The sequence below is a fragment of the Endozoicomonas gorgoniicola genome (genome assembly GCF_025562715.2).
Classification (GTDB): Bacteria; Pseudomonadota; Gammaproteobacteria; order Pseudomonadales; family Endozoicomonadaceae; genus Endozoicomonas_A; species Endozoicomonas_A gorgoniicola.
The window spans coordinates 441,918-458,157 of sequence record NZ_JAPFCC010000001.1; the positions used below are offsets into that span (position 1 = coordinate 441,918).

Below are 16,240 nucleotides of genomic sequence, written 5' to 3' on the forward strand. Positions count from 1 at the left end.
GAATGAATGTTTGTCAGGCTATTCCGGAGAGGGGGAGAAATGCTGGTGGCGAATCAGCCACTTTCCTGAATGGTTTTCCAGAAATGCCGTCACACGAACTTTAGGGTTTTCGTGCCCTTTTACATTCAATTGGGTACACATGCAGGCTGCCTCACCATAAAGGTATACGACAGGCGTTTCAGTTTCTGACTCAAATCCATCTTCACTGCTGAAGTAGTCGTTGTAGCGCTGTTCAATGGCTGAGCGGCTGCTCAGGTTGACGTGCAGACCGAAGCTGTGCGGTTCGTTATCGTCCACGAACAGAGACATCATACCGTCTACATCCTTGTCTTTTATGCAGCGTTCATATTGTCTGATGATATGCAGGAAAGGTGCCAGTGCCTCCCCTTCCAGTCTTGTGGACATATTAAGACTCCTAACATAGCGATCAAGCGTCATTAGAAGTCTATAAGAAATAGCGGCGACTGCCAGAAAGAGTCGATAAATTCTTCAGCTGATGCCACGGGCCTTTAGAATCGCGGTCTTGAAATCGTCAATGCAGTCCTTGGCAATACCGGGGATCATCTCATGGTGGTCACGACTGCGCATTTTCAGGTGATATATCAGCATATCGTCGTTCATTGCGCGGAGGTCGCCTTTGTGTCCGGCTTCTTCAGCTATTTTGCCCAGAAAGCTCATCAGGCTGTCATTTTGGCTGGTCATCCATTCGTCTTTCAACAGATCCAGCAGCTCGTTAATACGGTGGCATTGCATACTTTACTCCCTTGCCCTGTGGTGAAGAATTGTGTTCGAAGAAATTGTTAATGCATGAATTCGTATCATATTGATTTGTAAGAGCATGATACATACAAGTTGTATGAATGTTTAGTTTTTAACTTCCCTGATCTCGCCGGTCTGAACTTAGCCGGCGATACGCTTATTGGTTCTGTCAGAACGGGAGGGACTGGATTAGTGGCGGCGAGACATGGTTTACCCTCTATACTTTCGTGCGAAGGCATATTCGGATATGGGGCTGTCGATAATTCGTATTGCCATATATGGCATATAGAGTCTTTTCTGATGGTTTCTAAGTGATATGGCTTTGTGGCTTATTTCCCGAATCCTTGCCGTGAGCTAAATCTAACCAAAAACGACGGTGGTGGAGTGATGAGAGGGCCTTATACCTTTAAACGTTTGTTTCTGCGTTCGTTGTTAATAACCTTTCTGGTGTTCCAGGCCGGAGTATCAATGGCTGGCAAGGGCGAAGAAGCGACCATTCCAGAGCCGTTACAAAAAGTACTCGAATCACTGGACTACGAAGTGGTTAAGTGCAAACCGCTGGAAGGTGGCAGATTCTGCCATTCTTCATCGATTGCACGCTCAATACAAATCTATGATAGGGAGCATAATGAGCACGGTGATCGATCATTGATGACGGGAGTCATGAATTCATTTTCTACACGATCTTCTGTTGTTTCCCGGTTTCGTAACATTGACCCACGGTCGTGGGACAGCCCTCATACTCAGGCAGCAGCGGTGAGTGACTTGCTGGCGAGAACGCTTTTTTTCGAGTTTGCAGCCCAGCGCGACCGGCTGGTAGAGGGTTTGGAGCGTATTTCAAATCGTGGATATCACAGCATCCTTCTAACAGCGATAAATACTCTAAGAGCCATTAGAGAAAGCGCAGAGCCAGTCGACTTGCCCCCTACAGCGAGGGAGCTGGTCACGGATGTCCGACGGGATTTGAATCACTTTGGAAGCCTTGAAGTTGCCATTCTTCTGGCAATGACAATAGGTAAATCTACATTGGTGCTTGATGGCAGCGACCCTTCCGGAATCAGTGTAGTAGCCATAGCCCGCCTAAACCCCGGAGAGAACAGCACTTCCATGTTCGAAATAACTATCTGGCAACACAGAGAACTCCCTCCGCAATCGTTGGAAGCATTGCTGGATGCAGCATCATTTCGATTTGTTATATCTCGCGAATACGGGTTATTGCCCTTGCAAAGGCTGGACGCATCTGTTCAGGAACAGCCTGCACTTGTTGCTGGAGCATCTATAAGCCCTGCTAGTTGTAGCAATAATGAATGCCTTGCTACTTGCTACGGTATGCGAAAAAGCGGTTCCCGAAGTATGGGGACATCTGATGACAAGCCAGTGAAAAGCCGGGCTATCCCAAAGCTGAAAAACAGCCTTCCGAAAGAATCCATTAAGGATAAATGGGACCTTTATAGCAATCGATTCAGGCAACAGACACCAGACAAACCTGTTTCCACCACCTTTAAGTTAAACGCTGTTCTCGCAGGCGCGGCCCTTGCCCATTCACTTTATCTTTGGTATCACTCAGATTTTAGTGCCGTTGATGGTATCAGACAGTGTGGGCAGTACTATATTCAACGTGCTGAGAATGCGGGCAGAAACTTCAGGGTCGAAGTTTATAATCGCATTTGCGGGAATATGACCTGGTATGAATGCCGACAGTATTACATGAATAATTATATTCCAGATGGGCGATAAGCAAGAGAGACTGCGGCTGCCTTTCGTCTACATACTTGCTCCCATTTTTGAGCAGGCTGTACACCAGCCGGGCAAGCTTACTGCTGCACAACAACCTGAGAGAGAGCCAGATACGGGAGTATGTTAAACGACGAAAGGTCAGTGGTGGGCTGTTTCCAGGGCTGGCGGATTTGATTGAAAACGCTTCTTGTGTATTGCTTTGTGGGCTTTCCAGTAGTTACTGAGAAGTAGTTACTTAGAAACTACGACTGTCGTTTGCTCATTGTACAATAGTAGTCTATTTTAACTTCATATCTCCGTTTAGCCACTTGAGCTGCTTTACTTACTCCGCCGGTCATTTAAGGAAAAATACAGTGTAAGACAGAATGATTCTTGCTGGAGGAGCTGTGAGTGCCAGTTGCTTCCCAGTTTACACAAAAGATGGCTTTTGATTTTCAGGTGACCATCATGCGCAGTCTTCCTTCTTTTCTAAGACTACCTTTTATTTCATTGATCCTCTTCTGTCGTTTATCGCAGAAATTTTTTTATGCTCTAGCCTCGGGAGTATTGTTTTATGTCGTAACTTTACCATTCAGCCCTGATGTCAAAGCAGCCTCTGTTCCAAAGAACACAGATAAAGACCATCTTTTCTACTCCTTCTGCAAAATTACAGACTGCTTTATTTTTTTAAAAAAGCAAACCGGAAGTGATATTCTTCTACCGCTACAGGTTTCTGATGGGTATCTCGATCAGCCCGGCATATGGCGTATGCCGTTTATTCCTCGGTCCGAATTACAGGAAAACTATGACTTTCCTCTGAACTCGGGGGATAACAGCAATCTCAAGGGAATTGAAATGAACTACGCCCCTGAAACTAAACGCTTAAACATGATTTACATGGGTAGTAATCAAACTTACGGTTTTATAAGCTACAAAGTCAGAGAAGGCAGGGCCGCCATGAAGGGCCGGATCACTTGGGAATTACCAGAAAAGCCGATCAGTTTATCTAGCAAAGGCACTTTTAGTGTAGTGGCGTCTACAGACAAAATTTGGCTAATCAAAAGAAAGAAAATGAAACAGATGCCACTTCCCGGGAATAATGAAAACCCTCTTACGATTAAAAAAGTTATCATGAATAAAAATCATGATATTTACCTGATTGGTAACCGTGCTGGCAGGTACAACTCACGTCTTCCAGTTGTTTATCGCTATCAATACGACAGTAAGCACTCTAAGTATAAGGCAGGCTACGAATTCTTTACCAATTTAAGCCGTATTGGCAGTTCGAAAACCTACGTTGATTTTACAATCGTTGGAGACACATTCTATGCCATTTCTGAAGGGTATACTAAAAATTACATGAAAGCAGTTTTTGTTCAGGGATACGACACTGAGACCAAACAAGGTCCCAGAAGCTTGAGTATTGCCGCCTACGGAGGTTACCGGAGCCTGTCTGTGGTCAATGACCGATTGTTTCTGATTACCGATGGGTTTAGCTACACAACTAAAGGAAAGGGTATGTTTAAAGTTATTGAAGTAGTCAATAACAACATAAAAGACTGGCGAGCTATTGATGGCGGTAGTGAAAATAATGATTTTACAGCCAGAGTAACAGATGCAAATGAAGATAATCTGACAGTTCTGATCCCAAAAACCAGTAACAGGCCGTGCAAAAAAGTTACAGAGCAGGGTTATAATTTTTCTGGCTGCATATTCCTGGATAAATACACATTAACGCACTAAGTTCACGGGAGGCAATTTACCTCCCTCCTATTTTTCCAATCCCAGTTTTCCAATCCCAGTTTTTCAATCCCAGAGCCTTCGCAGGCTCTTCGTGCCTGCTGACAATTACTCTGCTCAGGCAGATACATGCCTGCGAAAACTGTGTTTGGAATTGTTATCGTATGAGCTGGAGGCTGCCAGTGACAGATATGGTAAACTCTGGCTTTTGCGTGTTCTTAGCATGTCTGTCGTTGATCCTCATTTTAACTCGCCCTTTCACACTCTCACTTTACAACGCATTCCTTTGCGTCGACGGGAAACCCTGCAGGCCTGGGATGCAGCCGATGAGTATCTGCTCAACCATTTCTTTACCGAGTTTGCTCAGCGCCAGCCTGCCCCCGACCAGAATGTACTGGTCTGTAATGACAACTTTGGTGCGCTGTGCCTGAACCTGCATGACTACAAGCCTGCCCTTTATACAGACTCCCATATTGCCGAGCTGGCACTGGCTCATAATGCACAGCTGAATAACCTGCCGGTGTCTTCTGTTTCTGTGATTCCTTCAACTGCCGAACCAGCGTGTAACAGAGCGAAGGGGAAGTGGGATGTGGTGCTGATGAAATTACCGAAAAATCAGTCCTGGTTCCGGGAGCAGCTGATTCAGATCAAGCCCTTTCTGCATGAAGGCAGCAAGGTGGTCGTGGCAGCCATGGTCAAGCATCTGCCTCATTCAGCACTGGAACAACTGGAGCAGATTATTGGGCCTGCCAGCCTGTCCAGGGCGAAGAAAAAAGCGCGCCTGCTGATGGCAGACACTGATCTGCAACGTAAGGCACCAGAGTCTAAATACCCCAGGCACTGGCAGGTTGATAACGCCCGTAAACCGCACAATGGCATTAAGCTGATTAATCATGCCAACACGTTTTCCAGAGACAGCCTGGATATTGGTGCCCGCTTCTTTATCGAACACCTGCCAACGGGCATAGGGGGCAATATTATCGACATGGGCTGTGGTAATGGCATCATCGGCATTGCCACCGCGATGCAGAATCCGGGTCATATCACCTTTGTTGACGAGTCGCATATGGCGGTTGCTTCTGCTCAGGCAAGCTGGCAGGCGAACAGCATGAACGAGGCTCAGGCGAGCTTTAAAGTGAATGATGCATTACAGGGCTTTCCTGCCAATAGCGCCGACTGCGTGTTATGTAATCCTCCTTTTCATCAGCAGAATACTGTTGGCGATCAGATTGCCCAGCGTATGTTTCGGGATGCAAAACAGGTTCTGAAACCGGGCGGTGAGTTCCGGGTCATTGGTAACCGGCATCTGGGGTATCACGCATTGATGAAAAAACTGTTTGGTCAATGCACTCTGGTGGCCTCTAATTCCAAATTTGTTGTGCTTTCGTCAATCCGGTGTTAAAGCCATTTTATGCATCTTCCTGTGAAGATGCATAAACTTTCATAAAAAGCTCAATCAGGCGTTTTCTTGCAACAACTTCAGAATCGGTTGCAAGAATCGGTTAGCTTCCTGAGTGCTGACCTTTTTACGCAGCCCGGCAGGGATCGCTCTCTGGTAAACACGCTTGTTAGCCGGCAGTTCACTGATCAGGGCATTGATCATTTCCGGGTTGAGCAGTCGGTTAGCAACAGGTGTCTGAGGGTAGGCAGCACGAACAACTTTCTGGTCGTACTCAATCAGAACGGCTTTCAGGGAACCCGGTTCGGCTTCTTCATACCCCGGCTTAGCTTCAGCAGGGGCAGCGGCAACAGCACCAGACTCTACCAGGGCAGCAGCCAGCTCGTCACGCATGATCCAGACAGGCGCTTCGCCAACCGTCCCTTCCAGAGCGAGAATGGATGCGGCAGTGCCTTCAGGCTCGATTTCCAGAAAGCTGGCGATACGCTTGCCCAGATTATTCACAATCAGGGATGCCCGCTTGGCACCGGTCACCTCAGCAACCTGCTCTGCAGTGACTGCACGCTCAGGGAAGTCAAACCATGCGGTCAGCAGATCCATGTCCTGTGTGCGAACGGCTTTGTTATTACTCAGTGCTTTAAGAAAAAATTCTTTAGAAATCAACAGCTTCACCTCGACGAAAAAAAATCCGCCTATTCTTTCAGGCTGACTCAAATAATCAATCGCTAGTTGTGCTGATCTGTATGTTTTTTCACTTATAACGGAGAGTACTAAATGATTGATGAAACGACGCCTGAGGGCAAGTTTGTACTCGTTCAGGCTCCTGATTATTTGATAATTTCAGACTGTGCCGAACTTAATGAACTTTGAATACCTGTCCGGTAGCGACCCCAAGTGCTGAACGAACGTAAGCTTTCGCAACAAGGTCTCCGGACACCGGCTGGTAGCCCGGGAAGAAATCACCATAAACGTCAACAGATTCCTGCAGCAGGCTGGGGCTGACCACATTAATCCGAATGCCATTAGGCAGTTCTGTAGATACCGCTTTGACAAAATGTTCTACGGCTCCGTTTACTGTACTGGCACCTGTGCCTGTAGCAATGGTGTGGTCACTGAGAATCCCTGAAGTCAGGGTAACAGAGCCTCTGGGTGACAGGTATTTTAAAGCCTCCCGGGTGAGGTTGACCTGTCCCATTAGTTTATTGCTCAGGCTAAGCTGCCACTCTTCAGCACTCATGTCTGTGAATGAGTTAAATGCGACATTACCAGTGGCACAGATCAGGTGATCAAAGGCGTTGATCTCTTCGAACACGTTGAGAATAGAATGAGTGTTGCTGATGTCCATCTGGTATTCGCCGCTGGACTTGCCGACTTTGATCACCTCATGTTTGCCTTCCAGTGCCTTGACGATGCGTGAGCCGATAGTTCCGGTAGCTCCGATAACGACAATTTTCATAATGGTTCTCCTGTTATAAAACCTATTCCGGCCACAAATCAGTACTCAAATACTTTAGACCTGAATCGCAAAGCAGAATGGCTATGGTTTTTCCTGAGTGAGTAGTTTTTAGCAGTTGCATCGCTGCGGCCAGGTTAGCCCCTGCGCTAAAACCTGCAAATAGTCCTTCTACCTTGGCAAGTTGTCTCGCCCAGTACATCGCGTCTTCATCAGTCACCTTCATAAAACCATCAATGCAGGCAGAGTCAATCAGGGAGAGGTCTGGCATGGAATACCCACCCCCCTGGATTCGATGATTTGGATTGGTTGGCTTCTCGCCACTGAGGACGGCAGCACCTTCAGGTTCAACGATATAACAATCAATCGAGTGATCCACTTCCTTGAAGTATTTGCTGCAACCGGCGAAGGTGCCACCTGAGCCGACAAAGTCACAGAATGCATCAATATGACCAACCTGCTGAATGATTTCCGGCCCTGTGTTTTTGAAGTGTGCCCGCCAACTTCCCTCCAGCTTAAACTGGTCGGCACGAAAAGCGCCTCGCTCGGCGGTAAGCTCAATAGTCCTTTGCCTGACACGCTCCAGATCAGCGCCAGATACCTGCCCGGGGGTTGAATCAGGGCATTGATCGACCAATACCACTTCTGCCCCAAGCGCTTTCATCATACGGGCTCTCTCTGTTGAATTTCCCCGCGACATGACGGCAATAAAATGATACCCCCTGGCAGCACACACAATGGCTAATCCTGTGCCGGTGTTTCCGCTCGTCAGTTCGATTACAGCCTGACCAGGTTTCAGTAACCCCTCCCTTTCAGCATCCTCGATGATCTGACGTGCAATTCTGTCCTTTTTTGACGATCCGGGGTTAAGGAATTCAAGTTTGGCAACAATTCGACCATCAATTCCGTGAGTAAGACGATTAAGCTCAACGACTGGGGTGCAGCCGATTGCTTCAACTGCCGACGGGAGTAATTTACTGGTTCCTCGCTGTTTGCTATGGATTTAGTACGGTTATCTGACTGATAATTACCCGCCAAATAAAGTACACAGGTTTCGCAATTGTTCATGGATGGTAACCAGATTTTCATGCTTGGTCTTGGTTTGCAGGCACCCTGGAAAATAGTTGATCAACACCTCGATACATCCCAGAAGCCCAACCAACTCAGACTCAGAGTCAGCGCTGATCGTGGCAGCCTGTTTCCCTGCCCCAAATGCGGTAAGGCTTGCCCGACGCATGACTTTAAGGAACTAACCTGGCAGCATCTGAACTTTTTTCAGCATCATTGCTATATCACCGCTAAAGTACCTCGGACAACCTGTGAAGAACACGGCACTCTTCGTGTAAATGTTCCCTGGGCCAGAGAGAACAGTAAGTTTACCCTTCTTTTTGAACAGGCGTTGCTGTCTCTGGTCAGGGAGATGCCGGTCAAAGCCTGTGCCAAACATATTGGAGTCAATGACAAGCGTATATGGCGGGTGATCAAGCATTACGTCAGTCAGGCATTACTGCAAATGGATCTGTCATCTCTGAAGGCTATAGGGCTGGACGAAACGGCCTCAAAACGAGGTCATAACTATGTTACCGTTTTCATTGATATGGACAGGCACGACAAGCCCGTAATCTTTGCCACCACAGGTAAGGGCAAAGGTACTATTAAGGAGTTCAGGGCGTTTCTGGAGAAGCATGGAGGCCAGGCAGATAATGTGCTTGAGGTGGTTTGCGATATGTCAAAAGCGTTCTTGGCCGCCGTGAAAGAAGAGCTGCCGCAAGCCAACGTCACTGTTGACTGGTTCCACGTTGTTCAGCTGTTTACCCGGGCTGTTGGCGATGTCCGCAAAGAGGAGCGAAAACTGGGGCAGCATCCGAAAAGTTTGCGCTGGGCAGTGCTAAAGAAGGCAGATGGGCCACTTACTGAAAAACAGGTGGAAGCACTTGCCGAACTGGAAAGCAGTGACTTGAAAACTGGTATAGCATGGCGAATCAAGGAAAAGCTCCGCTGGATCCGGAAGGCCAAAACAGCGCAGGCGGCTCGCTGGAGGTTAACGCATTTCATCAAATATGCAAAATCTGAACTGGGAGAGTGTGAAATTCTGGTTCCGGTACGTAAGGCATTATCAACGGTAGAGAGTCACGCTGATAAGATAATACAACGATGGTCTTCAACCTATACCAATGCTCGCATGGAAGGGCTGAACAGCTTGTTTCAGGCAGCCAGAAGCAGAGCAAGGGGCTATCGAAATACAGGAACTTTTCTGATGATGATCTATATGATTGCCAGCCCTGTAGCGGATTTACTGAAATCCATATGAAACGGCGAAGAGCCAATTTACTATTTCGACTCATTAAAGAATATCTCCTAAAAAGCCTTTAACATCTGGTTGTTTCACTGAACCACCCGCAGTGTCTCTGAAGTGGATCCCAGTAATCAAACAGCCTCAGGGGCGACAAGAGAAAACGAGCTTCGCTAGCGTCGATGCCCAGAGCGTTAAGAATACCGCTTATGCGTTGTATAGAGGCTATGATGCAGGAAAATTTACACATTTAGCGTTCATAGCTAGACTGAGTAAGTCGTCACTGACAAAGAGGAGTAAATTATGAACTCTTACTTTAAAAATGACAGGCACTTTAAAAAATCCTCAGCCTGTCTTAGCCCGGAACACCCTGTCTGTGTTTCTGTTGCAATCAGTCCGGAAAAAGAGGTTGCTGTGAAACAAAGCAACGATCCGGACAGAGCGACGCTGGTTTTTAGTTCAGACGAATGGAATGCTTTTATCAAGGGAGTCAAGAACGGAGAGTTTGATTTGAGCTGAAGTGGGTAAGGTATTTAGAAGTACCCCAGCGATATCAGCCGTGAACAGTTTGAGCCTATCCTTCCGATCCTTGAAAGCCCTCGTAAAATACCCAGCCCTGCACCGTCGACCTTTACGATGTATTTTGTGCTGCACTAGGTGTTCTTGTTGAGAAGACTAAGATTATGAACAGCTTCTAAGAATGGTCTACATTGTCTGCTGTATACGCAACTGAATAGCAGTGCGACCCCACAGGGCAGGGACTGCCAGACAACAACAAGGTGATAAATGACCCCCTGGTTTGCAAAACAACTGCTGTTCTTTCTTTCGCTGGCAAGTTTGCCCCACTTAAAGTACCTCCCTCCTGCACCGGAATTAACCCGGGAACAGAGTGTTCAGGAGATACAATATAAAGTCATTCGCATGAAAGACCAGCTGGCCGGAACAGGCTGGCACCGATTCAGCAATGAACGACTGATCGTGTCGAGTATGGCAGTTCCGGCTCCCACCCCTTTGCAGTATTGGGACCTGGCTGGCTGGTCCTGTGGGCCAAATGCCGTGACTCGTGCAGTGAGCCTGGTGACTGGCAGAACGCTGTTTACCAGTAATGTTGAGTACACCCGTTTTGCCCTTGGGGTACCTAAAGGGCTGGGAGCCTACCATGACCATCAGTACGATGATGCCATGTCCTATAACACCTACGGTTTTAAAAATGTTTACAATCTGCTCTTGATGTTGAGAGTTCCCGGGGTCGTTCAATCCAGCCTGTCCGGCTGGGGTCTTAAAACCGGGGCTCCCCCTGAATGGCTGGCTCAGTATATGAACGCTTATGCTGAAATTGGCAGTGGCATGCATGGGCTGGAATTTGTTTATTACGGCACAAATAACTTTAATAATCTGTGGCAGCAGGTCACTGCGCATCTGGACAGGGGAGAGGGGATTATTCCGCTGGTTGTATCGGGTGCCTTGCAGTGGCACTACCTGAATATTGCTGGTTATAGCCCTGAAACCGGAGAGGTATTGTTACTCGACTATGGCAGGCTTCTGAAATGGAGTATTCACCACTTACAGGGACTGATGTATATGGGATTTAATTCGCAATATTATCAGGGGAAGGAGTACGCTGCTTTTGCGGTCAGTTCTCTGGTTAACTGGTTTTCTACGATAAATGATTACAATGTTATTTTTGTCCGGCGAAAGGACATTGCCGGAAGCCGCTATTAAATCTCACTATTAAATCCCACTTCCTAACCCGGCTCCCAAACCTCACGTTTTGTCTATAACAATAACCTGCGGTTTCGTACTGATGCCTACTACAAAGATGGAACCACTATCTCCCACTCCAAAGCTGAAAAACGGCTTGTGTCGCTCAAATCTGAGTACTCATCAGGAACTGTTTCAGTAATTCGTTAACGGTCAGCCATTCAAAACGGGCTTTCCAAACAAGGCTCGTTTGCATTCAAGCCACAAAACTTCAGCCGATACTTCTTCAGTCACTCTCAGCAAACAGTACCACACAGGAGGTGGTGATTATGAAGAAAGTTGTTGGTTCAATAGCGCTTGTTTTCGGAATGGCATCTGCTCAGGCCATGGCCAATGATGGCCCGAATCCCTGTCGGTGGGAACACTACCCACAGCCTGCATATTGCAAGGTTAAGCGTGATGTGAAAAAGAATAACACTGTGCCTGTCAGACAAGAGAAGCCCAAATATCGTCGCACTGGTGGAGACCGCTGACTTAATTACCAGGTGAATCGGTGTACCGATTGACTTCTGTTGTGGAAATCTGGAAAAGCCCCTTAGGTCAGGGGCTTTCGCTTATCAGAAGAGTACTTTGGGGTTTCAGAAGAACGGGTCGGCTTCAGAAGAACAGGTGAGCCATGGCTGCAATCACTGGCAGGGTGACCAGGGTTCTCAGGATAAAGATCATGAACAGCTCACCCAGGGAGACAGGCACCTTGCTACCCAGCAGCAGAGCGCCGACTTCAGACAGATAGATCAGCTGTGTCAGGGACAGAGCAGCAATCACAAACCGGGTCATTTCTGTTTCGATGGATGCAGCCAGAATGGACGGAACAAACATATCTGCAAAGCCAACCACCATGGTTCTGGAAGCCAGCTCTGCCTCTGGAATCTGCAGCAGTTCCAGCAACGGGATGAAAGGCATGCCCAGATAGTCGAAAACAGGTGTGTATTCAGCAAGGATCAGGGCAACAGTACCGATACCCATCACGACTGGCAGCACGCCAAACACCATGTCGATGGCATTCTTTAAGCCGTCTTTAAATACTTTGACAGGATGATTATCTGCTTCAGTGGCTTTGTTGATGGCATTGCTGACGCCCCAGGAAAGTGCGCTCTGGCCCACAGGGATCACTTCACTGTCTGCTTTACGTGCTTCGCCGGAAATGTACAGGTCTTTCTTATTGGACAGAGGGGGCAGTTTTGGAACGATGATGGCTGCCACAATGCCTGCCAGGCAGACTGTCAGGTAGAAAGGGCCAAACATGTGTTCCAGTCCCACCTGAGCAATAACCACCAGAGAGAAGGTAATGGAAACGGCCGAGAATGTCGTGCCAATAACGGCAGCTTCCCGCTGGGTGTAATGGCTGGTTTCATACTGTTTACTGGTCATCAGAATACCGACACTGCCGTCGCCCAGCCAGGAGGCAATACAGTCAATAGCAGCACGACCCGGCAGTCCAAACACCGGTCTCATGATTTTTGTCATCAGGGACCCCAGCAGTTCCAGCAGGCCAAAATTCATTAATAATGGCAACAGCAGACCGGCAAAAATAAAGACAGAAAACAAGGTGGGCAACAGACTAAACAGCACCATACCACCAGTGTCTTCTGACCAGATAGCAGCAGGTCCCATTTCAAACAGGCTGAGGATGGCAAAGACCATGCCCAGAAGGCGTACAAAGCACCAGACAGGGCTGACATCAAACAGGCCTGACAGGAATGCGGAATGGCTGATAAAACCGGGTTTGAACGCTTTTGTTGCGAGTGTCATTAATCCGGTAAAGATAATAATCAGCGTGATTAATGGCGAAAGGGTGTCGCCTATGGCACTTTTTAAAGCGGATGCCAGCAGTGCAACAGGGATAGTGAACTGTTCACCGGCGCTGACGGGAGTGATGAATAACAGAACCCCGAGCAGTGAAGGGATAACAAATGTCATCCATTCTGACAGTCCATACGGCTGTCTGTTGTTGGTGCTTAGGGCTGCAAACTGCTTCATGACTAGCCTCCTTTCCCCAGTAACTTCTATTCATGAAGGGCTGGCCTTCACTGCCTGAATATCCAACTTAATCGGATACCTCTCTGATCGTGCGGGGTGATTATGCAATAAAAATAAAATTATATGCAAATTATTATGCTCATTAAGTGAATAGTAATTCTCGATGTACGCGTTGAATTGTTGAATATGGGCTATTTGCTGATGCCGTAATGTATACGGTCTTCCAGTCCACCCCGATAGGGGTAGAAGTCTTTCTGATGACCCTCCTTGGTCATTCCTATTTTCTGCATCACCCGTTCTGAGCCTTTGTTGCTGGCGTAGCAATCGGCAACGATCTTGTGTGCATTCAGATGCTCAAAACCATAGCGGAGCAACAGACGACTGACGCGGGTTGCCAGTCCTTTGCCCCAGAAGCTTCGATCCAGCTGGTAGCCAATTTCATAAACACCGGGAATCATTCCCATGGGGATGATGGCGGCCATACCGGCAAATGCCCGGGTATGGGTATCGCGGATGATCAGCGCCATCAATGGCTCACATTCTCCTTTAATGGCCATGGCATTCTGCTCAGCCATGGGAGCGAAATACTCCCAGTAGAACTGTTCAGGTGCGGGGGCAAACCAGAGATACTCTGTGACCTCGTCGTCCTGTAGCATCATGACCAGATCATCAATATCGGCTTTGGTAATCAACGACAGTTGATAGTTATCATCCAGGGGATAGGGAATACCCTGAAGCAGTTTATGTATCATTATTTCCATGATGATTTATCCTTTCTTTCTGCGACGGGATTCACCCTGAACACTACGGTATAACCGGCTCAGGGATTTATCCCAGGCTCGCTTTTGAGCAAGGGTTGCGGAATTCAGAGACTGTTCACGCATGCCGGGAGTATCCAGCAGCCAGTCACCCACAGTTATTCCAGTCATATCAGGGATAACAGGCAGTGTAAGGCGTTTGTCTTCGGTCTGGACGACAATAATAGAACGATGCAGCTCGACCACCCGGGCAGGGATTGCGTTTTCCATCCTCGCTCTTTTGGGTTAAAGATCAAAAGGCTGGTTGTTATGGTATACAGTGTTTTTACAATCGCTAACATTCATTCAGTGTTCGCCACATGGCGTAAAGAGAAACTTAAACAGCCTGCCCGGATAATCGCTTATTACCTCGATAGTCATGCTGGTCTATGCGCTGCCATGACCGTGACATGGTTGAGAAAAAGTATCGACTCGGGAGAAAAAGGCATTTGCAGGGCTACTGAGTTGGGTAGTCAGCATTTGATGGCAATCGTGCAGGCAGCCTACGCAAGGAGGACTATCCCCAACAGTGGAGGGAAAGGCCGACTTGACGTTATTATTCCTTTGCTCCACAGCCAGAACCTGATACCGGCAGAAGGTATCAGAGGAACAGGCTTTTTTTCCCCTGAGCAAATTGTTAACTGGGCGTTAACTAAAGCGGGCTATTCGTTATTTTCTTTCTGTCAGCCGGATAATTATAGTCATATGGTAGGTATGCGGTGTGAAGGTAAAATCCTGCAAATGTTTGACCCGGACGAAGGTCTGTTTCAATTCTCGGATGTATCGAGTTTTGAACAGTACATGAGGGAGTTTCTCGTTAGCGCGCAGTGGAACGTGGGTAGAGAGTGGGGAATTCTTTCCGTGAAGTCGGATTTGTGAAGCAGATGACAATACAATAGGCCAATTTGTTTTTTCAGGTTCTGTTGTTTTCGTTTCAGGTTCGATGCCACATCGGCTTATGTTCATGCTGAAAACAGCCCCAAATAGCTTGAGTAGCTATTTGAAGCTGATTCAGAGAGATGGTAACTACAACCAGGTGCAATTAAACCGGATTTATGATCAGGCTTCAGCCTGTTGTTCGGAAACAACGGTTGAACCGTTCCGTTCGGCAGCAATGCAGGCTGTAGCCGTGAAGACTACGTCGGTAGAGCTGTTCAGCGCAGTTTCAACAGAATCCTGAATCACACCGATAATAAAGCCGACAGCCACCACCTGCATGGCCACTTCGTTGGGAATACCAAACAGGCTGCAGGCGAGAGGTATCAGCAGCAGAGAACCACCGGCAACACCAGAAGCTCCGCAGGCAGACACAGCAGCCACCACACTCAGGATAAAGGCAGTAGCGATATCCACCTGAATACCCAGAGTGTTAACCGCTGCCAGAGTCATCACAGTGATTGTGATCGCAGCACCCCCCATATTGATGGTGGCACCCAGAGGAATGGAGACAGAATAAGTATCTTCATGCAGTTTCAGGTTTTTACACAGCTGCATGTTAACCGGGATGTTGGCCGCAGAGCTGCGGGTAAAGAACGCTGTAACACCACTTTCACGGATGCAGCGCAGCACCAGCGGATATGGGTTCTGGCGGGTCTTCAGGAAGACGATCAGCGGGTTAACCCCCAGCGCGATGATCAGCATGCTGCCCACCAGAATCACCAGCAGGTGCGAATACCCCAGCAGTACCGAGAAACCGGTAGAGGCAATGGTGTCTGCCACCAGACCAAAGATACCGAAAGGTGCCAGCTGAATCACAAAGCGAACAATGCTGGAAACAGCGTCGGACACGTCTTGCAGGGTCGTTTTAGTGGTTTCGGAAGCGTGGCGCAGCACAATACCCAGACCAATAGCCCAGGCCAGAATGCCGATGAAGTTACCATTCAGCAATGCTTCTACGGGGTTCTGGACGATTCGGAACAGCAGGGTGTTCAGAACTTCCCCGATACCTTCCGGTGGCGTGGCACTGGCACTTTCTGTTGCCAGACTCAACGTTACCGGAGACAGGTAGCTCAGGGCTACGGCAGTGAAGGCGGCTGCCAGAGTACCAATCAGGTACAGGGTAACAACAGGGCGAATGTTACTGTGCTGGTCTTTTTTCTGGTTGGCAATAGACGACATTACCAGGACAAATACCAGTATAGGCGCCACGGCTTGCAGGGCTCGTACAAACAGCGAGCCAAGAATGGCAACAGAGTCAGCGGTAGCCGGAGAGGCTACGGCAATGAGCGTACCCAGAGCAATACCGATAACGATTCTGAGTACCAGGCTGATGCTCGTTATTCGCTCAAACAGCGACTGAGCTTGATTCATTTAGAACTCCCTCTTTTTCTTTACTTTTAAAA

Annotated in this window: 17 protein-coding genes and 2 pseudogenes; 10 read left to right on the plus strand and 9 right to left on the minus strand. The window is 48.0% G+C overall.

The features are described from left to right. Positions 1-18: 18 nt before the first annotated feature. Both NX722_RS02015 and NX722_RS02020 read right to left on the minus strand, forming a co-directional pair. Positions 19-405: a YybH family protein gene (locus tag NX722_RS02015; RefSeq protein WP_262566492.1), complete on the minus strand. Its 387-nt coding sequence runs from the start codon at positions 403-405 to the stop codon at positions 19-21. An 84-nt stretch (positions 406-489) separates the two neighbouring features. Continuing rightward, positions 490-753, minus strand: a complete 264-nt coding sequence (locus NX722_RS02020) for a YihD family protein (protein ID WP_262566493.1) — start codon at positions 751-753, stop codon at positions 490-492. A gap of 393 nt (positions 754-1,146) precedes the next feature. On the opposite strand from NX722_RS02020, the gene NX722_RS02025 reads away from it, so the two are divergent. The 3 genes from NX722_RS02025 (at position 1,147) to NX722_RS02035 (ending at position 5,617) form a co-directional block, all read left to right on the plus strand. Beyond that, positions 1,147-2,496, plus strand: a complete 1,350-nt coding sequence (locus tag NX722_RS02025) for a hypothetical protein (protein WP_262566494.1) — start codon at positions 1,147-1,149, stop codon at positions 2,494-2,496. 390 nt (positions 2,497-2,886) lie between these two features. Continuing rightward, complete coding sequence (locus NX722_RS02030; protein ID WP_262566495.1) at positions 2,887-4,218, plus strand: hypothetical protein; 1,332 nt, start codon at positions 2,887-2,889, stop codon at positions 4,216-4,218. Positions 4,219-4,363: 145 nt separating this feature from the next. After that, positions 4,364-5,617 (plus strand): methyltransferase, encoded by a 1,254-nt coding sequence (locus NX722_RS02035; RefSeq protein ID WP_262566496.1) that lies wholly within the window; start codon positions 4,364-4,366, stop codon positions 5,615-5,617. Positions 5,618-5,671: 54 nt separating this feature from the next. On the opposite strand, the gene NX722_RS02040 is transcribed toward NX722_RS02035, so the two are convergent. From NX722_RS02040 to NX722_RS02050, 3 genes are all read right to left on the minus strand, one after another. After that, complete coding sequence (locus NX722_RS02040) at positions 5,672-6,277, minus strand: hypothetical protein (protein ID WP_262566497.1); 606 nt, start codon at positions 6,275-6,277, stop codon at positions 5,672-5,674. Positions 6,278-6,470: 193 nt separating this feature from the next. Continuing rightward, the gene (locus NX722_RS02045) at positions 6,471-7,070 is read right to left on the minus strand and encodes a short chain dehydrogenase (protein ID WP_262566498.1); all 600 of its coding nucleotides are present in this window, start codon (positions 7,068-7,070) and stop codon (positions 6,471-6,473) included. Positions 7,071-7,092: 22 nt separating this feature from the next. After that, complete coding sequence (locus tag NX722_RS02050) at positions 7,093-8,070, minus strand: PLP-dependent cysteine synthase family protein (RefSeq protein ID WP_322740962.1); 978 nt, start codon at positions 8,068-8,070, stop codon at positions 7,093-7,095. Between the two features lie 63 nt (positions 8,071-8,133). On the opposite strand from NX722_RS02050, the gene NX722_RS02055 reads away from it, so the two are divergent. The 6 genes and pseudogenes from NX722_RS02055 (at position 8,134) to NX722_RS02080 (ending at position 11,594) form a co-directional block, all read left to right on the plus strand. Next, complete coding sequence (locus tag NX722_RS02055) at positions 8,134-9,378, plus strand: ISL3 family transposase (RefSeq protein WP_262565184.1); 1,245 nt, start codon at positions 8,134-8,136, stop codon at positions 9,376-9,378. A 133-nt stretch (positions 9,379-9,511) separates the two neighbouring features. Next, positions 9,512-9,601: pseudogene (locus NX722_RS02060) on the plus strand (IS5/IS1182 family transposase); the annotation flags it as partial. A 62-nt stretch (positions 9,602-9,663) separates the two neighbouring features. Further along, a complete protein-coding gene (locus NX722_RS02065; RefSeq protein ID WP_262566499.1) occupies positions 9,664-9,879 on the plus strand; it encodes a DUF397 domain-containing protein in 216 nt (71 codons plus the stop codon). 33 nt (positions 9,880-9,912) lie between these two features. Next, positions 9,913-10,025 (plus strand): annotated as a pseudogene (locus NX722_RS02070) (IS5/IS1182 family transposase); the annotation flags it as partial. Between the two features lie 121 nt (positions 10,026-10,146). After that, complete coding sequence (locus NX722_RS02075) at positions 10,147-11,082, plus strand: hypothetical protein (protein ID WP_262566500.1); 936 nt, start codon at positions 10,147-10,149, stop codon at positions 11,080-11,082. 308 nt (positions 11,083-11,390) lie between these two features. Then, the gene (locus tag NX722_RS02080) at positions 11,391-11,594 is read left to right on the plus strand and encodes a hypothetical protein (protein ID WP_262566501.1); all 204 of its coding nucleotides are present in this window, start codon (positions 11,391-11,393) and stop codon (positions 11,592-11,594) included. Between the two features lie 124 nt (positions 11,595-11,718). On the opposite strand, the gene NX722_RS02085 is transcribed toward NX722_RS02080, so the two are convergent. The 3 genes from NX722_RS02085 to NX722_RS02095 all read right to left on the minus strand — a co-directional run bounded on the left by NX722_RS02085 (position 11,719) and on the right by NX722_RS02095 (position 14,129). Continuing rightward, on the minus strand, positions 11,719-13,101 hold the full coding sequence (locus NX722_RS02085; RefSeq protein ID WP_262566502.1) for a YjiH family protein: 1,383 nt from the start codon (positions 13,099-13,101) through the stop codon (positions 11,719-11,721). A 191-nt stretch (positions 13,102-13,292) separates the two neighbouring features. After that, entirely contained in the window at positions 13,293-13,862 is a 570-nt protein-coding gene (locus tag NX722_RS02090) for a GNAT family N-acetyltransferase (protein ID WP_262566503.1), read from the minus strand. A gap of 6 nt (positions 13,863-13,868) precedes the next feature. Next, the gene (locus NX722_RS02095) at positions 13,869-14,129 is read right to left on the minus strand and encodes a hypothetical protein (RefSeq protein ID WP_262566504.1); all 261 of its coding nucleotides are present in this window, start codon (positions 14,127-14,129) and stop codon (positions 13,869-13,871) included. Positions 14,130-14,168: 39 nt separating this feature from the next. Here NX722_RS02095 and NX722_RS02100 point away from each other — a divergent pair, with 39 nt between their 5' ends. Next, on the plus strand, positions 14,169-14,777 hold the full coding sequence (locus tag NX722_RS02100) for a C58 family peptidase (protein ID WP_262566505.1): 609 nt from the start codon (positions 14,169-14,171) through the stop codon (positions 14,775-14,777). 180 nt (positions 14,778-14,957) lie between these two features. Here NX722_RS02100 and sstT read toward each other — a convergent pair whose 3' ends face one another. Beyond that, positions 14,958-16,208 carry a serine/threonine transporter SstT gene (gene sstT / locus NX722_RS02105; protein WP_262566506.1) on the minus strand — a complete coding sequence of 417 codons (1,251 nt, stop codon included), beginning with the start codon at positions 16,206-16,208 and terminating at the stop codon, positions 14,958-14,960. Positions 16,209-16,240: the final 32 nt, after the last annotated feature.